This is a genomic window from Alsobacter sp. R-9, from assembly GCF_054612375.1.
Genome location: NZ_JBTSWJ010000027.1, coordinates 1 through 18,191, shown reverse-complemented (window position 1 = coordinate 18,191; position 18,191 = coordinate 1). Strand labels below are relative to the sequence as shown.

The 18,191-nt window shown below is 68.9% G+C and carries 12 protein-coding genes and 1 pseudogene; 6 read left to right on the top strand and 7 right to left on the bottom strand.

The window, feature by feature from the left end; all coding sequences use genetic code 11:
* Positions 1 to 17 precede the first annotated feature (17 nt).
* Genes ACX9GQ_RS24495 through ACX9GQ_RS24485 form a run of 3 tightly spaced genes read left to right on the top strand, consistent with a single transcriptional unit; the run spans position 18 to position 2,920 of the window.
* Positions 18 to 941, top strand: coding sequence for a dihydrodipicolinate synthase family protein (locus ACX9GQ_RS24495; RefSeq protein ID WP_459632234.1), 924 nt, complete (start codon positions 18 to 20; stop codon positions 939 to 941).
* Between the two features lie 6 nt (positions 942 to 947).
* Positions 948 to 1,958 (top strand): ABC transporter ATP-binding protein, encoded by a 1,011-nt coding sequence (locus ACX9GQ_RS24490; RefSeq protein WP_459632233.1) that lies wholly within the window; start codon positions 948 to 950, stop codon positions 1,956 to 1,958.
* Positions 1,955 to 2,920, top strand: a complete 966-nt coding sequence (locus ACX9GQ_RS24485; protein WP_459632232.1) for an ABC transporter ATP-binding protein — start codon at positions 1,955 to 1,957, stop codon at positions 2,918 to 2,920. Before ACX9GQ_RS24490 ends, ACX9GQ_RS24485 begins: the two co-directional genes overlap by 4 nt.
* Here the strand turns inward: ACX9GQ_RS24485 and ACX9GQ_RS24480 are convergent, their stop codons facing one another.
* Positions 2,921 to 3,838 (bottom strand): dihydrodipicolinate synthase family protein, encoded by a 918-nt coding sequence (locus ACX9GQ_RS24480; RefSeq protein ID WP_459632231.1) that lies wholly within the window; start codon positions 3,836 to 3,838, stop codon positions 2,921 to 2,923.
* Between the two features lie 33 nt (positions 3,839 to 3,871).
* Positions 3,872 to 4,639 (bottom strand): phytanoyl-CoA dioxygenase family protein, encoded by a 768-nt coding sequence (locus tag ACX9GQ_RS24475; RefSeq protein ID WP_459632230.1) that lies wholly within the window; start codon positions 4,637 to 4,639, stop codon positions 3,872 to 3,874.
* 133 nt (positions 4,640 to 4,772) lie between these two features.
* Here ACX9GQ_RS24475 and ACX9GQ_RS24470 point away from each other — a divergent pair, with 133 nt between their 5' ends.
* Positions 4,773 to 5,540, top strand: coding sequence for a helix-turn-helix domain-containing protein (locus ACX9GQ_RS24470; RefSeq protein WP_459632229.1), 768 nt, complete (start codon positions 4,773 to 4,775; stop codon positions 5,538 to 5,540).
* A gap of 147 nt (positions 5,541 to 5,687) precedes the next feature.
* Here the strand turns inward: ACX9GQ_RS24470 and ACX9GQ_RS24465 are convergent, their stop codons facing one another.
* Positions 5,688 to 8,483, bottom strand: a complete 2,796-nt coding sequence (locus ACX9GQ_RS24465; RefSeq protein ID WP_459632228.1) for an EAL domain-containing protein — start codon at positions 8,481 to 8,483, stop codon at positions 5,688 to 5,690.
* Positions 8,480 to 8,788: a hypothetical protein gene (locus ACX9GQ_RS24460; protein WP_459632244.1), complete on the bottom strand. Its 309-nt coding sequence runs from the start codon at positions 8,786 to 8,788 to the stop codon at positions 8,480 to 8,482. Before ACX9GQ_RS24460 ends, ACX9GQ_RS24465 begins: the two co-directional genes overlap by 4 nt.
* Positions 8,789 to 9,006: 218 nt before the next feature.
* Between ACX9GQ_RS24460 and ACX9GQ_RS24455 the strand changes: the two genes are divergently transcribed.
* Positions 9,007 to 9,156, top strand: coding sequence for a hypothetical protein (locus tag ACX9GQ_RS24455; RefSeq protein ID WP_459632243.1), 150 nt, complete (start codon positions 9,007 to 9,009; stop codon positions 9,154 to 9,156).
* On the opposite strand, the pseudogene ACX9GQ_RS24450 reads toward ACX9GQ_RS24455, so the two are convergent.
* The 3 genes and pseudogenes from ACX9GQ_RS24450 to ACX9GQ_RS24440 all read right to left on the bottom strand — a co-directional run.
* A pseudogene (locus tag ACX9GQ_RS24450) lies at positions 9,108 to 9,293 on the bottom strand (hypothetical protein); the annotation flags it as partial. The gene ACX9GQ_RS24455 and the pseudogene ACX9GQ_RS24450 sit on opposite strands and share 49 nt — an antisense overlap.
* A 447-nt stretch (positions 9,294 to 9,740) precedes the next feature.
* Positions 9,741 to 10,394 carry a flavin reductase family protein gene (locus ACX9GQ_RS24445; RefSeq protein ID WP_459632227.1) on the bottom strand — a complete coding sequence of 218 codons (654 nt, stop codon included), beginning with the start codon at positions 10,392 to 10,394 and terminating at the stop codon, positions 9,741 to 9,743.
* Between the two features lie 129 nt (positions 10,395 to 10,523).
* Positions 10,524 to 11,234, bottom strand: coding sequence for an extensin-like domain-containing protein (locus ACX9GQ_RS24440; RefSeq protein WP_459632226.1), 711 nt, complete (start codon positions 11,232 to 11,234; stop codon positions 10,524 to 10,526).
* 664 nt (positions 11,235 to 11,898) lie between these two features.
* On the opposite strand from ACX9GQ_RS24440, the gene ACX9GQ_RS24435 reads away from it, so the two are divergent.
* Positions 11,899 to 18,191: peroxidase family protein (locus ACX9GQ_RS24435; protein ID WP_459632225.1), on the top strand; the 6,293-nt coding region annotated here is incomplete at its 3' end.

Sequence of the window (18,191 nt, the reverse complement as noted above, 5' to 3'; positions counted from 1 at the left end):
CCCAAGGACCTCAAGCCATGCCCCTTCCCGACCGCTTCCACGGCATCGTCCCCCCCGTCGTCACGCCGCTCAACGCGGACTACACCGTGGACTACCCCTCCTTCACCCGCGTTCTGGAGAACCTCATCGAAGCGGGCTGCCACGGCCTCTTCGTGCTGGGGTCGACGAGCGAGGTCATCTTCCACGACGAGGCAACGCGGCGCGCGATCCTCGATCACGCGGTGAAGGTGAACGCCGGGCGACTGCCGATCCTGGCCGGCGTGATCGATCCCACCACAGACCGCGTCATCGGCCATGCCCGTGCCGCGAAGGCCGCCGGAGCCGATGCCGTGGTCGTCACCGCACCGTTCTACACACGGACGAACCAGGCCGAGACGCTGGACCACTTCCGCTACGTTCGCGACGGGGTCGACCTGCCGGTGATCGCCTACGACATCCCGGTGTGCGTGCACATCAAGCTCGATCGCGGCACGATCGGGACGCTCGCGCGAGAGGGGACCATTGCGGGGGTGAAGGATTCCAGCGGCGACGAGGGGAATTTCCGGTACCTCGTCTCCGACCTCGCCGATTGCCCCGAGATCTTCCTGATGACCGGCGCGGAGCTGACCTGCGACGGCATCCTGCTGGCCGGCGCGCACGGCATCGTACCGGGCCTCGGCAATGTGGACCCGCATGGCTATGTCCGCCTCTACGAGGCGGCGCGGCGCGGTGACTGGACGGCGGCGCGCGCCGAGCAGGACAGGCTGTGCCAGCTCTTCGAGATCATCCGCTGCGGGGCGGCCCGGACCAGTGCCGGATCGTCCGGAGTGGGCGGCTTCAAGACCGCGATGCGGCGACTGGGGATCATCTCCACCAACGTCATGGCCCGCCCGCAGCGCACCCTGAACGACGACGAGGCACGCTGCGTCGAGGCGGTCCTCAAGCGCGTCGGGCTCGTCTGACCGCGCATGACGATTCGTCCGCCCCTGCTCGGCGTCGAAGGCCTTCGCACCGTGATTCCGGTGCGCGACGGCGAGGTCGCGCCCGTCGACGGCATCGACCTGAGCGTGAATGCGGGCGAGACAGTCGCTCTCGTCGGCGAGTCGGGTTCCGGCAAGTCAGTCACCGCCCTCTCGATCCTGCGGCTGCTGCCCCGCGGGGCACGGATCGGAGCGGGGCGGATCGTCCTCTCGGATTCAAGAGGAGCCAGCGTCGATCTGGCGACGCTGGACGACGAAGGCATGCGGATGGTCCGCGGGGCCCGCATCGGCATGGTGTTCCAGGAACCGATGACGAGCCTGAACCCCGTGCTCACCATCGGCGACCAGATCACCGAGCCGCTGCTGGTCCATGGACGCTGCGCGCGAGGAGAGGCACGGGAGCGGGCCATCGCCATGCTCGACGCCGTGGGCATCCCCTCGCCCGCGAGCCGACTGTCTGCTTACCCGCACCAGTTGTCGGGAGGAATGCGCCAGCGCGCGATGATCGCCATGGCGCTGGTCTGCCGCCCGGAACTCCTCATCGCCGACGAGCCCACGACGGCACTGGACGTCACCGTGCAGGCCCAGATCGTCGAACTGCTCGCCGACCTTCAGCGCGACATGGGGATGGGCATCCTGTTCGTCACCCACAATCTGGGGGTGGTGGCGGAGACCGCGCACCGCGTCGCGGTCATGTATGCCGGGCGGATCGTCGAGCAGGGGCCGGTCGCCGAGGTGTTCGGGACTCCTCGCCACCCCTACACGCGGGGCCTCCTGCGCTCCGTGCCGATGCCGGGCGAGGCGCTGGCGCTGCGCCGCTCCGGCGGACGCCTCGCCGCCATTCCGGGGCAGGTGCCCTCGCTGCGCAGCCTTCCCGCCGGTTGCGCCTTCGCCGGCCGCTGCCCGCTGGCGATCGACCTGTGCCGCAAGCAGCGCCCCGAAGCGGTCGTGGTGCATCAGGGACACGCGGTGCGGTGCCACCGGTGGGACGCGGCATGAGCACCGGGGACACCCTCATCGAGGTGAAGGGACTCACCCGGCTGTTCGGTGGTGGCGGCTTCCTCCGCCGTCCGGCCGTCGTGAGGGCGGTCGACGACGTCAGCTTCACGGTGGGGCGGGGCAAGGTCGTCGGCCTCGTCGGCGAATCGGGGTCGGGCAAGACCACGGTCGGCCGCACGCTGCTCCGGCTGATCGAGCCCAGCGCGGGCCGCGTGATCTACGACGGCACCGACATCGCCGCACTGCCCGAGGCCGCGATGCGACCCTGGCGACGGCGGATGCAGTACATCTTCCAGGATCCCTACGCGAGCCTGTCACCCCGCATGACGGTGGCGGAGATCCTGACGGAGGGCCTCTCCATCCAGGGCGAGGGCACGCACGACGACAGGCTTCGGCAAGCGGCACTGGCGCTCGAAGCGGTCGAACTGCCGATGGAGGCGCTGGCCCGCTATCCGCACGAGTTCTCCGGCGGCCAGCGCCAGCGGATCGGCATTGCCCGGGCGCTCGCGATGCAGCCGGAGTTCATCGTCGCGGACGAGCCCGTGTCGGCGCTGGACGTGTCCATCCAGGCGCAGATCGTCAACCTGCTGCGCGATCTGCAGACGCGCAATGGGATGACGATGCTGCTCATCTCCCACGACCTCTCGGTCGTCGAGTTCCTCGCCGACACGGTCGTGGTCCTCTACCTCGGAAGGGTCATGGAGGCCGGGCCCAGCGAAGCGATCTACGGCAACCCGCGACATCCCTACACCAAGGCCCTCCTCTCCGCCGTGCCTTCCGTGACGACGGGAGGCCGACGTGAGCGGGTGGTCCTGCGCGGTGACATCCCGAGCCCGCTTTCACCGCCCTCCGGTTGCGTCTTCCGGACCCGGTGTCCCGTCGCGACCCCGGAGTGTGCCAAGACGGTGCCGCCGGCCCTGGAGGTCGGCCCGGCGCATACGGCCGCCTGCCTGCGGCTGTGATCAGTCGAAGAGCTCGGGCAACATGTCCCGGGCGACCGGCCTCAGGCGCACCGCCTCCGACTCCGGGATCCAGCGGTAGGGGCGTCGCAGCCGCGTGCCAACCGGACCCCAGCCGCCGATGGCGGCAAGAAGCTTGTCGAGCGCCGGGTTGCCGAAGCCGTGGTCCCGACGGAAGGGCGCGATGTGCTCGTCCATGAAGGCCCGAAGCCGCGTCTCGATCGCGAGGGCCCCGGGCAGGTCGGACGCCATGCCGTCCGTCCACCGCTGCGCGCCGCGCGGGCTCAGGCACGCGACGTTGGAGAAGGCACCGGCGGCCACTCCCTCCGCGACGCCGGTCGCCAGATGGTGTCCCGGCACGAACAAGGAGAGATGGGCGAGGTGCGCGCGAGCCTCCGCGTACCAGCCGGCATCCCCGTCAGCCAGCTTCACGGCGACGACGCTGGGCGCCGCGGCCGTGGCGTTTGCGATCTCGGCGGGCGCCAGCACGCGCTTCGCGTGGGGCGGATTGTAGAGCACCAGCGGCACGCCGCATGCCACCTCCTCGACCATCGCGAGGAAGTCGGCTGCCTCGGCATCGGTCACCGGCCACCAGTCCGGCAGGACGACCTGGATGCCGTGGGGAGAGAGTGCGGCCGCCTCCCTTACCCTCGCCAACGTGACCGCCGGGTCGGGGCTGCAGGCGCCGATGACGTACCGTGTACCCGCGGCCTCGCAGCGGCGCACCAGCGTCTCCTGGATCCGCCGCCACTCCTCCTCCGTCTGGTTGTGCAGTTCGCCGGCTGTACCGTTGGAGTAGACGCCGTCCACCTTCGCGGCGGCCAGGATGTCGATCTCCTCCTCCAGCGCGCCGAAGTCGATCGAACCGTCCGGACGGATCGGCAGGAGCAGCGTCGCCCAGTTGCCGCGCAATGTCTTCAAGACTTCCTCCCCACCGTCGCGATGCCGCGGAAATCAGATCTTTCCTTCCGATTTCAGGCGTTCGTCGAGGCGGCGCTGGTAGGCCTCCTTCGCCGCGACGTCGAGCTTCGCACGCGCCCCGTAGTAGATGAAGCCGAGCGCGCGGCGCGATCGCGTCGCCGACCGGTTCGGGCCCGCCCAGTGGATCGTCCTCGCATGATGCATCAGGAAGGTTCCGGGCTGCCCGGGGCAGGCTACCGTTGCTGCCTTGTCCGCCTCGGTCCCGAAGTCGGTCATGCCCTGCGAGAACCCGAGCACGCCTGAGAACCCGTGCGGCCGGAAGCCCTCCTCCCGGTGCGAGCCGCGGACGTAGTGGATGCAGCCGTTCTCGTCGTCGACGGGTTCCAGCGCGAGCCATCCCGTCACGGCCTGCGCCGGCGTCAGGTGGAAGTAGTAGCCGTCCTGGTGCGGCGGCGTCGCCTGACCGATGCCGGGAGGCTTGTTGAAGAACTGCATGTTCATCGGCACGACGTCGTCGTCCAGCACCGTCTCCGCGATCCTGCGGATAGCCCCGTCGAACATCATCTCGTGGAACAGGCCGCTGTACTCGAACAGCTTCTGCAGTTGCTTGACCGTGGAGCGGTCGCCCTTGTCCTCGTAGTACACGCGCTCGGGCGGCATCGTCGGGACGACGTGCGCGAGAATCCTGTCGACCTCGGCATTGATCGCGTCCATCCGGGGGCCGTCGAAGAGCGGGTCTACGGAGACGAACCCATCCCTGTCGAAGGCCTCGCGCAGACGCTTCTCACCGCCTTCGGACATCCTCTTCCTCCCCGGCTATTTCATTTCCCCGTCGGCCGTTCCCGACGTTCTTCGAAGCCTAGTCGCCGGTCCGCGGCTTGCGCGAGGGAGATGATCGGTGGGAGCATGGGAAATCCGATCGGCGAACGATCCCATGCAGGTCAGGCCGGACGACATCGTCATCCTGCGTCAGGACACGGGCCGCTTTGACCGGCGTTTCCGGATCGGACCCGCCGTCTGGTCGCACCATGACCTTTTGTGGGTCCACGAGGGACGCATCGAGCTCCTTGTCGACGGCCTAGCGGCTCCCGTCACGCTCGCGGCACCGGATGGTATCCTCCTGTTCGCCGGCACGCCCTTCGCCGGGGACACCCTGACGGCGCACGCAGAAGCATCGATCTGTCATTTCCGATCGGATGCCTGCGTGGCGGGCCGCCTGCCCCTTCGCCCCCGACCCGCGGAGGCGCTGGCGCTGCAGGCGATGATCGTCCTGTCCCTGAGGCTTGCACGGGAAGGGGCGGACCTCGCCCGCCGCCAACGGCTCGTCGCGGCAGTCCTCGACGGCTTCGAGGCGCCACCAGGCATTCCTGCCGCAGAGGATCGGATCGACCGGGCATGGCGGCTCGCGGAGGAAAGGCTCGACCGGATCCGGAGCCTGACCGACGTCGCGGCTCAGGCAGGGCTGTCGGAAAGCGCCTTTCGCGCCGCCCACCGATCGCGGCACGGCACCTCGGCGGGCTCCCATCTGATCGCGCTCCGCCTCGACACCGCGGAGAGGCTTCTGGCCACCACGGACTGGACCGTGGACCGGATTGCAAAGTCCGTCGGCTACGGACACGCCGAGACCCTTTCGCACGCTCTCACGCGCGAAAGGGGACACTCTCCGCGGACGATCCGGCGTTTTCACCACCCGTTCGCGTAGCGCGCCTCGAGGCGTTGCACGCTCACGCTGATCGAATGAGACGCCGCCTCCGAGCAGCGTCCGGGCGCTGGACCGATGACAGCCCTCGGCACCCTCGCCGCCCGCGGGCCTGACCATCCAGGCGCGACAGGGGGGGTGGATCGTGCGTCAGGCCGACGCCCGGTCGAGGGTCCCGCCTGACGTCGTCGACGCGGGCCATTCCAGGAGCGGCTGCACCGTCGGCAGGAGGCCGGGTCTGCCGAACAGCCAGCCCTGCCCCACGTGGCAGCCGAGAAGGCTGGCGGCGGCCCGCTGCTCCTGCGTCTCGATGCCTTCCGCGACGACCTCGAGGTCGAGCGCATCGGCAATGGCCGCGACGGCCTGCACGATCGCCACCGAATGGGCATCGGCCGGGAGGTCGCGAATGAACGACTTGTCGAGCTTCACGACCTTGATCGGGAAGCGCTTGATGTAGGCCAGCGAACAGTAGCCGGTGCCGAAGTCATCGAGCGCGAGGCCGACGCCAAGGGTGGACAGCCTCTCGAGTTCCTGCCCAACCACCTTCTCGTCGCGCACGAAGGTTCCCTCCGTGATCTCGAGATGCAGCCGGGCCGGTTCGAGCCCGGTCTCCGCCAGCACCTTCTCCACCGTGCCCGAGAAGTCGCCCGTGGCCAGTTGGGCCGGCGCGACGTTCACCGCGACCGTGATGTCGCCGGGCAGGTCCACGGCGTCGCGGCAGGCTTGGCGCAGCACCCACTCGCCCACGGCGAGGATCAGGCCCTCCTCCTCCAGCACGGGGACGAACCGCGACGGCGGTACGGCACCCCTGTCCGGGTGGCTCCACCGCAAGAGCGCCTCCACGCCGCAGGGCCTGCCCGTCCTGAGTTCAACCTGTGGCTGGTACGCCACCTGGAACTCGCTTCTCAACAGCGCGCCCGCGAGGTCGCGGGCGAGCGCGTCCCGCTCGCGTCGGGCCGCCGCCATCATGTCCGAGTAGTCCCGAAGCGCCGTGCCGCCGAAAGCCTTTGCTTCCGCCAGGGCCAGGCCAACACGGGTCAGGATCTCGTCCTGGCAGACGCCGTCAGGCCATGCAGAGTGCCCGACGCTCGCCGAGAGCACGATCCGAACGCCGTCGATGTCGAACGGAACGGAGAGCTCGTTCGCGATCCGGCATGCGAGGTCGAGGCTGTCGCCATCGGACACGATCACGGAGAACTCGTCGCCACCCGTGCGAGCGGCGAAGGCGGATGGGCCCGCCGCGGAGACGACCCGCTGGGCGACGGCACGCAGGATTTCGTCCGCCTTGCGCTGCCCCAGTTCCTCGTTGATGCGCCGGAACGTGTCGAGGTCGAGCCGGATCACTGCCCGCGACGGTGTCGGGCGCGCCGCATCCTGCTCCAGCCGCTCCAGGAAGCTCTGCCGGTTGGGCAGGCCCGTCAGGGGGTCGAAGTGGGCGAGCCGCTCGATCTTCTGCTGCGCGGTGACGGCGTCGGTCACGTCGCTGAACGTCACGCAGACGGCCTTGATCGGCGCGCCGCCCTCTGTCTCGACCGCCTCCGAGAGGGAGGTCGTGTAGGCGAGAATCCGCCGTGGACGGGTGTGGTCCGGTTCGTCGCAGGCCACGCCCTGGCGGGTCGAACCGGGCGGATCGTCCGGCCCGAAGGTGGCTTCGCCCGTTAGGCAGGCCGGCAGGATGGACACGAGCGGACGTCCCAGCGCCGCCGTCTCGTGAGGCAACGCCAGCAGCTTCAGAGCGGAGCGGCTGATGGCGATCACGGTTCCGTCCCGCTCGGCGACCACCACGCCGGCCACGCTGTCGGCGACCACGCGGTCGAGGATGGCCTGCGCCCGGCGCTTCCCCCTCCTCGCCGACAGCCACAACACACGCCGCCGGCGAATCTCGTTCGCCACGGCGATGCTCGCCACGGCGAGGCAGGCGAGGTGCCAGGGGGCGGTGTCGAGAGCGACGGCCGTCCGCGCCTGGAGAAGGACCGCCATCGCCTCGATCACCACCGCGGCAAGGGCGGAGCCGAGAAAGACCGTCGCGAAGCCGACCGCCCGCAGCGCGAGGAGGCCCGCCGCCAGCAGCACCACAAGCCCGGCATGGACCAGCGCACGCTCCGACGGCACCAGCACGCGGTCCTGCAGCAAGGTCTCGAGACCCACGGCCTGGAGGAGGGCTCCGGGCATCGCCGTGCTCACCGGTGCGAGGAACAGATCGCGGAGCGACGACGCCGATGCGCCGACGATCACCTTCTTGCCGGCGAGCCGCTGCGGATCGATCGATCCCTCCAGAAGCGCACGCGCGGAGACGCGGTCGATCCGGTCATGCCAGATGGAGAAGTCGAGGAGAAAGCCGCCGGACAGAGGGTAAGCCTTGCCGGCCATGACCGGCGCCAGTCCGGGCAGGACCGTGTCGCCGACGCCGCCGCCGAACATCATCGTGCGGATGGCGCCATCGGGGTCCACGATCACGTCCACCAGAGCCGGCCAGGCGTGCGCCTGGAATCGCTCCAGCGGTGCCACCAGCGAAAGCGAACGGTCTTGTCCGCTGGCAGCCTGCCTGAAGCTTGCAAGGACGACCGACCCGCCGAAGCGCTCGAGAGCCGCCTCGAACGCCGCGTCGCCCGCTTCGTCGGCGCGCGAGCTGAAGTCCACGTCCATGGCGACTTCGGCGACGCCCGCCTCGCGCAGGCGATCGAGGATTTGCGCGTGAACCTGACGCGGCCAAGGCCAGACCCCGACCGCTGAAATGCTGGCCTGGTCGATGTCCACGAAGACGACGTGGCCGGTCGGTTCGCGCGCGACCATCCCGAAGCGCAGATCGCCGATCGCCGTCGCAACGCCGCGGAGGGCGCCGGAGAAGTCGGCGAAAGTGATCGCGACGAAGGCGAGGATGACGCCGACGATCGGGATGAGGCTGGCTCGATCCCGAAAAGCGGCACCCTTGGAGATCTGGGTCATTGACGGCCGTCGGCTTCGGGCCGCGGGCTGCACTCGTCAGCCGCCGGGTGCCCCGCCGCCGGCACCTGCTCCAGCGCCTCCACCCCCGGCGCCGGCTCCGCCGCCACCGCCGCCAGTTCCGCCTCCCCCGGCACCACCTCCGCCGCCTCCGCCACCGCCCGGACCGCCGCCGCCAGCTCCGCCTCCTCCGGCACCACCTCCGCCGCCTCCGCCACCGCCGCCGCCCGGACCGCCGCCGCCGCTGCCAGCTCCGCCTCCCCCGGCACCACCGCCGCCGCCTCCGCCACCGCCGCCAGCGCTTCCACCGCCGGAACTCGGGCTGTTTCCGCCGCCGGTTCCCACAGCGCCGCCGGCGTTTCCGGAACGCGCGGCGGAATCCGAACTAGCGGCAGCCACCCCGGGAAGCGCTGCGGCGACGATGGGCGAGAGAGCGGGAGGCGCCACGACCCCGATCGAAGGCAGGGGACCCGAGCCCGCTACGCCGAGCCCCAGCGTCCCGCGGGTCGACGCGGAATGACCGGCCGTGAGGTCCACCGTCCGGCCGGTCGACCTTTCGGTGACGTTGACGACGCCGCGCGACACCTGGACGGTACTCGCACGCGCGGTGCTGGAGACGGTGAACCGGGTGCCCTTCACCACGGCCGAAATCATCGTGGTCTCGACGTTGAAGTAGGGAGCACTGCGCTTCTCGACCTCGACCTCGATCCGGCCCTTGTGCTGGATCACCGTCGTCTCTCCAGGACGGGGGTCCCACAACTGGATCACCGTCCCCGGCGAGACCACGAGGCTGCCTGCTCCCCGCTGGAGCATCGCGCGGCCGCCCTCGGTGGTGCCGACGCTGGCGCTGGACGGCAGCACCATGCCCACGCGCAGCGCGAACTGGCCTGCGTCGCTGGTGCGGGCAAAGGCACCGCCCGACACGCGGGTGACGACCCATTCGTCGGCCGAAGCGGTCGTGATCGTTGCGGCGGTGACCAGAAGGGCTCCGGCCATCGTGGCGGAAACACTTGTCCCTCTGGCGAGAGTGGCGATGAACATTTCGGGCCCGTCTCCGTCTTGTTCGCGGCTGATGCCGCGCGTCTTCTTGATCGGAGTATGCGGACGCGGTTGCTTAAGCGGAGCTTGAGGCTATCTCGGCAGGGCGAGGACAGACGCGCTTACCGGAATGTTTTCTTCTCTTTGGTTGCCGAGTCGTTGCCTATTCAATAGGCACCCCGCGCGGCGCGCGCTGCCGTTCAGGCTGGGGGCGGATGCGGCTCACCCGCGACGCGGGCGTCGTCCCGCGGCATAGTCCGCCGGGGACATCGTCGGCAGGTCGAAGTAGCCCCGGGTGTCGGCATAGCCGTGCCCGCCCATCCGGCCAATGGCGTCGAGGGCCTTCGGATCGACGTGCAGGTTGCCGGGATCGACGACGCCGCGCCGGTAGTGGGCATGGATGACCTCGCCCAGGATGATTTCCCGGGTCCGGCCGATCGAGAGGAAACTGTGAAGCCTGCACTCCAGGGCCGCCGGCGCTTCGGCGATCCAGGGCGATGGCACCCTGCGCCCTGGCCGCGCCGTTAGGCCCGCCTCCGCCAACTCGTCGACCGTCTCGTCGAATGCGACGGCGCAGACGTTCATCGCATCCATGATCGCGTCACTGACGATGTTGACCGTGAAGGCGCCGGTGTCGCGCACGTTGCGGCCGGTGTCCTTGGAGCGGCCGTCGGAACGGAACTCCACGCCCAGCGCGACGATGGCCGGATCGGCCGACAGGCAGTTGAAGAAGCTGAACGGCGCCGCGTTGGCGCGTCCAGCCAGATTCACCGTCGTCACGAGGGCGATGGGACGCGGCACGACCGTGCCGATCAGCAGCTTGTAGCGCTCCCGGCCCGAGAGCTCCTCGAACGAGAACTCAACGGTGTCGCTCATGAGGGATGATCCTTCTCGGGTGGACAGACCGGCCAATGCCGCGCCTCGGCTTCAGTCACGAGCCGTACCAGCGCAGGAGCGGCAGCGGTAGCCTTCGGCTCTGGCGTTCGCGGCTCGAGCGCGCCCCCGTCATTCGCAGATCCGGTAGCGGCCCGGTCGCGCGCGCATGTCGACGTGCATGTGATCGGCGTGCCCCTCGGCGCCGGGCCCCAGCACCGTGTCGAAGACCCTGCAGGCCGCGGCACGAACGTCCGCGAGGAAAGCCCCCTCGGCTTCGCCTTGCGAGGAGGCAGCCACGGGAACGCCATGTCCACCGCCGAATGCGAACCCCGCAATGTCCGCGCCGTTCGCGAAGGCATGCTCGCTGAGCTTCGCGGACGGGTTGCGGTTCTGCCCGCGGCACTCATAGGTGGTGCCGATCTGGATGGCGGAGAGCGTTCTGCCGAGCCGCTCGCGCGCCGCGGGAGCGACGCCGCTTGCGCTCCATTCGGCCAGCGCCTCGGCGAGGACGCAGGTCATCGGCGCCAGCGCGCCGACCGTGACGCCCCCCGGCAGACCGATGAGCCGCACCGGGTGGGGGGCGCCGCAGGCCCCCTCGCTGATCGGAGGAGCGGGTTCGAAAGTGACACCTTTCTCCGACAGCCGCGCCCGGCAGGCCCGCTCGCTGGAGGGCAGTTCGCCAAGAGCGCCATCAGCAGGCGGTAGCGGCGTCGGCTCGGACGGGCGGCCACCCAGTTCGGCGGGCCGCGGCGGCGGCAGTGGCGGCGTCTGCGACAGGGCCGCGAGCGGAACCAGCAGGAGCGGGCCGAGAAGTCCCAGATGCGCGAGCTGCCCTGTCACCCCTGCGCCCTCGATGCCCTCGACGGGATCTTCCCGTGGCGACCCTACGACATTCGGTCGCCGCGACGCCAGACCCGGCTCCGGCAGGTCATGAACCGGATCGGCCGAATTCGGACGTCCGACCAACGTCTGAACGCGGCAGCCATCCACGCTCCGACCCATTGCGAGCGCCGGCCTCGTGTCATGGCAATCGCGCTGAACAGGAGCTCGATGCCCGTTGGAACGGTCCCGCCTGCCGACCCGTCAAGACCCTGCGCGACATGAATTTCATGCAGTCGAAAGATCGAACGTCGACACAACACAGCCTGATACTATCCCACTGAACGGCTTTTGCTTTTGTTCTGAGACAGATTAGGACCATGGTCTGATAATTTATAAACTCTTTATGCGTTCTATATACTTATCAGTATGATCCTTTATTACCGATTTTATTCTCGAAATCGAATTTCTATCTCGCTTAATGAGCTCACAACTAATCCGGGTAAATTAATCGTTAAACTTGTGACCCTCCGCAAGGTCGGAGACAAAGGTCGCATCAGAGCCGCAACCGGCTCCGACGTCAGTCAGGTCCGTAATCGTCCCCCGTGCAGGTGCGCCGCCGTGCCTCTGCGCGAACGGCCAAGGCTTGCCTCGCGTCGCTCGACCAGCGCAACGGAGCTTCGCCATGGCGTACCTCAAGCCGTTCGTCCTCAACCTTGCGGACCTGCAGTTCATCCTGGAACAGGTCAATTTCCGCCCGCTGTTCGACTCAACGGGCAACCTGGTCTTCTCGTGGGACGGCACTACGGCGATCTACGACGCCAAGCACACGTTGCTGTTCAATCCGGCGGGCAAGTCCCAAGCCCAGATCGATCAGGCCATCGTGACCTACGGCCAGTCCTACGCGCAGCCCAACGCGGCGCAGGGCCTCCGCGACGTGTCAGGGCTGAACAACAACCTGTTCCAGGTGAACGCCACCTGGGGCGCGGTGGACCAGGAGTTCCTGCGCACGATCGCGGCGAACTGGGACAACTACGTCACGACCCCGGGCGCGAACTACACGGTGACCTTCGCGCCCCGCGGCACGGTCGATGCCAGTGGCCAGCCGATCTACGACGCCGTGCTCCATGACGTGGTGGACGGCACGCCCCGGATGATCAGCCTGACGACCACCACCGGCGGCGTGACGTTCGCGAAGGACGCGAACCAGCACATCGCCTACGACGCCAACGGCGTCGCGTCCGTGACCGACTGGGGTCTGCTGGGCAGCCTCGGTCAGCAGGACAAGCAGAACCCCGACAATCCGGAATTCTTCATCGGCGCCCAGAACCCGGGCGTGTCGCCGGTCAACGGCTGGTTCGCGATCTTCGGCCAGTTCTTCGACCACGGCCTCGACTTCATCGGCAAGGCGAGCGGGCAGACGATCACCATCGCCCTCGCTCCGAGCGATCCGCTTTACGGCACGCCGGGCCCCGACGGCCGCCCGGTCACCAGCATGGTGATCACCCGCGCCACGGTGGAGCCGACCACGGACCCGAACAGCGATCCGGCCTACGTCAACCACACGTCGCCCTTCATCGACCAGAGCCAGACCTACGGCTCCAACGCCCAGATCACCTCCATCCTGCGCGAGTGGGTGCTGGATTCGACCGGCACCTACCATGCCGGCGCCCGCATGTTCGACGGCGACACCCTGACGAAGACGTGGGATCGCACCAACCCGCTGACGGGTGTCACCGAGCAGGTCACGCAGACCCTGCCGACCCTCAACGAGCTTCGGGCGCACCTCGTCGAGACGGGTCGTGACGACCTGACCTGGGAGGATATCGGCAACCTGCGCAACCGCGACATGGTGACGGGCGATGTCGCCACGGGTGCGGCCGCCGGAAACTCCGGCCACGCGCTCATCCTCGACATGAACCCGCGCTTCGACGCGACGCACATGGGCTCACAGGCCGTCGCGAACGCCATCGGCGTCCTGAATGCCATGCCGGGCGCCATGGGGACGTACTCCGTCGGCGAGGGCGGCCTGACGCTGACCCTCAACGCGCCGGTCAACGGACAGACCGTCTTCACCGGCGCCTTCGCGCTCTACGGCCTCGTCAACTTCGCCGACTTCTCGATCATGTCGCCGCCCCCCGGCACCGACCCGACGCTCGCGGCGTCCGTTCGCGCGGCGGTCGGCGAGATCCTGATGGCCTCGGTCGGCGACCACTACATCGCCGGCGACGGGCGCGTGAACGAGAACTTCGGCCTCACCGCCGTGCATCACGTGTTCCACGAGGAGCACAACTACCAGGTCGAGAACGTGATGAAGTCCGTGCTCGACCAGGACGCGAAGGCCCAGGCCGACGCCACCCTGCACGGGCAGGCCTACGACCACTCCGTTCTCAAGGCCTGGCTTGTGCCCGGCGCCGACGTCGCGACCGCCGCGACGACCCCGCTCGCGTGGGACCAGGACAAGCTGTTCAACGCCACGAAACTCATCGTGGAGATGGAATACCAGCACGTCGCGGTCGACCAGTACGCCCGCACCGTGACGCCCGACATTCCGGAGTTCGTCGGCTACAGCAGCAGCGTGGACCCCACCGTCACGCTCGAATACGCACAGGTCGCCTTCCGCTTCGGCCACTCGACCCTGCGCGAGACGATCGACACGATCGACGCCAACCAGGGGCTGACCGGCCAGATCGTCAGCTACGCCCTGAAGCAGGCGTTCCTGAACCCGGCCCAGTTCGCCGCCGTCGGCCCTGGCGACATCGCGCTGGGCATGACGCACCAGCAGATGAACGAGATCGACGAGTTCGTCACGCCGGCGCTCAACCAGGGCCTGCTCGGCCAGCCCCTCGATCTCGCGGCGATCAACATCGCCCGCGGCCGCGACATCGGCATCCCGACGCTGAACGAGTTCCGCGCCGGCCTCGGCCTCGCCACCTACACGAGCTGGGCCGACTTCGGGACCCATATGATCCACCCGGAGAACCTGGTCAACTTCATCGCCGCCTACTCGTTCGGCGGTGACGTGGCCAAGGCGCAGGACGTGCTCGACGCCTACGAGGGCCTGCCGAGCACGACCCCCTATTCCGACGCGTTCAACTTCATGAACGGGGCAGACAAGGGTTACGACAAGATCGACGCGTGGCTGGGCGGCCTCGCCGAGCAGCACGTCCTCGGAGGACTGTTGGGCGAGACGTTCAACGTCGTGTTCGTCAACCAGATCAACGGGCTGATGAATGGCGACCGCTTCTATTACCTCTACCGGCTGTTCGGCCAGCAGTTCGCCGAGGAGGTGAACAACGAGCAGTTCAAGGACATCGTCGAGCGCAACACCGGCGTCACGCACCTCAACGGCAGCGTCTTCGCCTATGCCGACCAGTACTACGACTTCGGCAAGGGTGCCGGCCTGGCCGGCGCCGCAGTCCGGGACGGGCACGCCTACGGCGACATCGTCGACAGCCTGCAGCTCGGCATCTTCAGCACCGGCGGCGCCTCCACGGCCCACAATGGCGAGAAGGTGACCATCAACGGTCACGACTACATCCTCGACATGCGGCCGGACCTCGGTGCCACGGGGCACCTGACGGGCGAGAACCTCGATGGAACCCCGGACTCCGGCGCGGCGTCGGCCGAGGTCATCGTCGCCACCCGCTTCGACGACGTGGTCTATGCCGGCGACGGCGACGACACGATCTATCTCGAGGAGGGCAACGACGTCGCCTACGGCGGAAACGGCATCGACCGGATGTACGGCGGCGACGGCAACGACACGCTCTATGGCGGCGATGCCCCCGAACTGACCGACGGCGGCGACGGTGACGACCTGATCTTCGGCGACTCGTCGGGCACGGCCATGGCGGGCATGGACCAGTTGATCGGCGGTTCCGGCAACGACACCATCCATGGCGGCGTCGGCATCGACAAGATCTCGGCGGGTGCCGGTGACGACGTGATCTACGGCGAGGGCGACACCGATCCCTTCACCCGCGCCGGCGACGGCAACGACAGCGTGTCGGGCGGTGACAGCGGCGACCTTCTCTATGGCGACGGCGGCGATGACGTCATTGCCGGCGACGAGGACCAGGACATCCTGGAGGGCGGCGACGGCGACGACATCCTGCGCCCTGGCGCGATCTCCCAGGCGATGGGGGGCGGACCGGACGAGGTGCTGGGCGGCGACGGCCAGACCGACACGGGCTTCGACATCATCGAGTTCACCGACTGGCAGCCGGCGGCCAAGGGCGTGCTCGCCGACTTCTCGACCCAGAACAACCCGCTGACGGCCATCGACGGCACCACGCCCTTCCCGGCCTGGACCCAGATGGAAGGCTTCGTCGGCACGATGAACGGCGACACGGCGATCGGCGACGCGGCGACCAACTGGCTCGTCGGCGGGTCCGGCGACGACCGACTCGAGGGCGGCGGCGGCAACGACCTGCTGATCGGCAGCTCGATGAAGCTGGCCGACATCGTCGGCTCCTATGCCGGCCCCTACACGAACACCGTCGACGGCGCCACGCACCGTGCCGTCGGGCTGATCCAGACCAACGGCCTCATCGACCAGACGGGCGGGGCGCTGGAGAAGCACTTCACGGAGATGCTCAAGACCGAGCTCTTCAAGGACTACGTGCTCGGCGACGGCGGCACCGCCGCCGACCGCGACACGGCCGTGTTCTCCGGCAACTGGCGGGAGTACACGTTCCAGCAGATCGGCGTTCTCGGCGACGGTTCGCCGGTGCTGAAGATCACCGACAACGGGTCCGCCCAGAGGCCGGCCTCCGACGGCGTCGACATCGTCGCCGGCGTCGAGATGCTGCACTTCCAGGACCGCGACTTCGACATCTCGCAGGCGGCGGTCGTGCACATCGTGCCGCAGCCGGCGGGCGGCCAGCCGAACGGGCAGTTGCGCGCGGTCGTGTCGAACCAGCAGCCCTGGTCGCCGACCCCAACCTACCAGTGGCAGCGATACGCCAACGGCGGGTGGGTGGACGTCGACGGCGAGAAAGGCCAGACCTACACGCCGCCGGCAGCCAGCCCCGCCGTGGAGTATCGCGTGGTGGCCCATGCCGGCGACACGCTCGTCTCCCCGGAAACGGCACTGGTCGGGACGGCCAGTATCGACACGATCACCGGCTCGTCGCTCCCCAACATCGTCATCGGTCTCGCAGGCAACGACGTCCTCGACGGCAATGACGGCGCTGACTCCCTGTGGGGTGGCACGGGCAACGACCGGTTGACAGGTGGCGCCGGCAACGACGCACTGGATGGCGGCAATCAGAACACCGGCGGCGCCGACGTGGCCGTTCTCGGCGGCGCGATGGCGAACTTCACGTTCTCGCGCAACGGGAACACGGTGACCAGCGTCGACACAACGGGCGCGCAGGGCACGGACACGCTCGTCAACATCGAGCAGGTCGATGCCAATACGACCATCTATAATCTCGTCACGAACGGCTCGGGCGGCAGCGGCCGCGACCTGCTGGTCGGAGACGCGTCGGCCAACACGCTGACCGGCAACGGCGGCAACGACGTGATCTTCGCCGGTGGCGGCAACGACACCATCGTCTGGGCGGCCGGTGACGGCGACGACACCGTGGACGGCGGAGCAGGCACCGACACGCTGAGCATCACCGGCAGCGATGCCGGCGAAGTCTTCGCGTTCGGGCCCTCCGGCGTGACCATCAACGGCGTCCCCGCGGGCCCGGCGAGCGTGACGGGCGTCGAGCAACTCGCCGTCAACACGCGCGGCGGCACCGACACGGTGACCGGCTCGAACGGCAACGACCAGATCGCAGGCGGAGGCGGCAACGACAGCATCGCGTCCGGCGGCGGCGACGACACCATCACCTGGGCCGTCGGCGACGGCTCGGACACCGTGAACGGAGGCACAGAGGGGGGCGCGGGCGACCGCTTCACGGTCAGCGGTTCGATCGGCCGGGAACGCTTCACGATCTACGCCGCGAACGATCCGACAGTCACCCTGCCGACCGGCATCACGGCGAACGGTGCGGAGATCGTCATCACCCGCCAGGCGCTGAGCCTGTTCACCGGTCTGCCGACGGGCGCGATCGAACTGGTCGCCCGCCTGACGGAGATCGAGGAGCTGAGCATCCTGAGCCGGGACATCACCAATCCCGGGCAGTTCCAGAACCAGAACCCCGGCGTCCTGTCGGAGGACCAGATCCGGATCGTGGGCAACTTCGCCGCCACCAGCCTGCTGCTGAACACGATCACGATCGACGGCTCCCCCGTCGGAGACTCCATCGATATCTCGGACCTGACCTCCGCCCACCGGATCGTCTTCAAGTCGAACGGCGGCAATGACGTCATCGTCGGCCAGCTGCGGCCGCAGGATGTCATCGAGCTCGCCGCGGGGACGACGCCTGCGGACTACACGTCACACCAGAACGCCGATGGATCGACGACGCTCAGCAATGGCACGCACTCGATCACCTACCGGTCGTCGGGCACGCCAACGATCGTGGCCGGCCCGCCTGCGGACGGGGGCGTCACGCCGCCGGTGGACGACGGGTCGACGCCGCCCGCCGACGACGGCGCGACCGGTGGCGATACCGTGCCTCCGCCCGGGGACGACCAGAACGACGACACCGGAGGCGACACGCCTCCGGTCAGCGACCCGGTCGACGATGCCCACCACCAGGTGGCTTCGCTCGGCACCGCCAGTGCGGACGCGCTGACGGGATCGTGCGACGACGACCACGTGCAGGCCTTGGCTGGCGACGACGCGGTGGTGACGCATGGCGGGTCGGACGTGGTGTCGGGCGGCGAGGGCTCGGACATCGTCCATGCCGGGTCGGACGCCGACATCGTGGCCGGCGGGGCGGGCGACGACCTGCTGCTCGGCGGCTCGGGTGCGGACGACGTCTTCGGCGACGCCGGGTCGGACCGGATCTGGGGCGGCGAGGGCGACGACCGGCTGTCGGGCGGCGCGGGGGCCGACACGGTGTTCGGCGGGGCCGG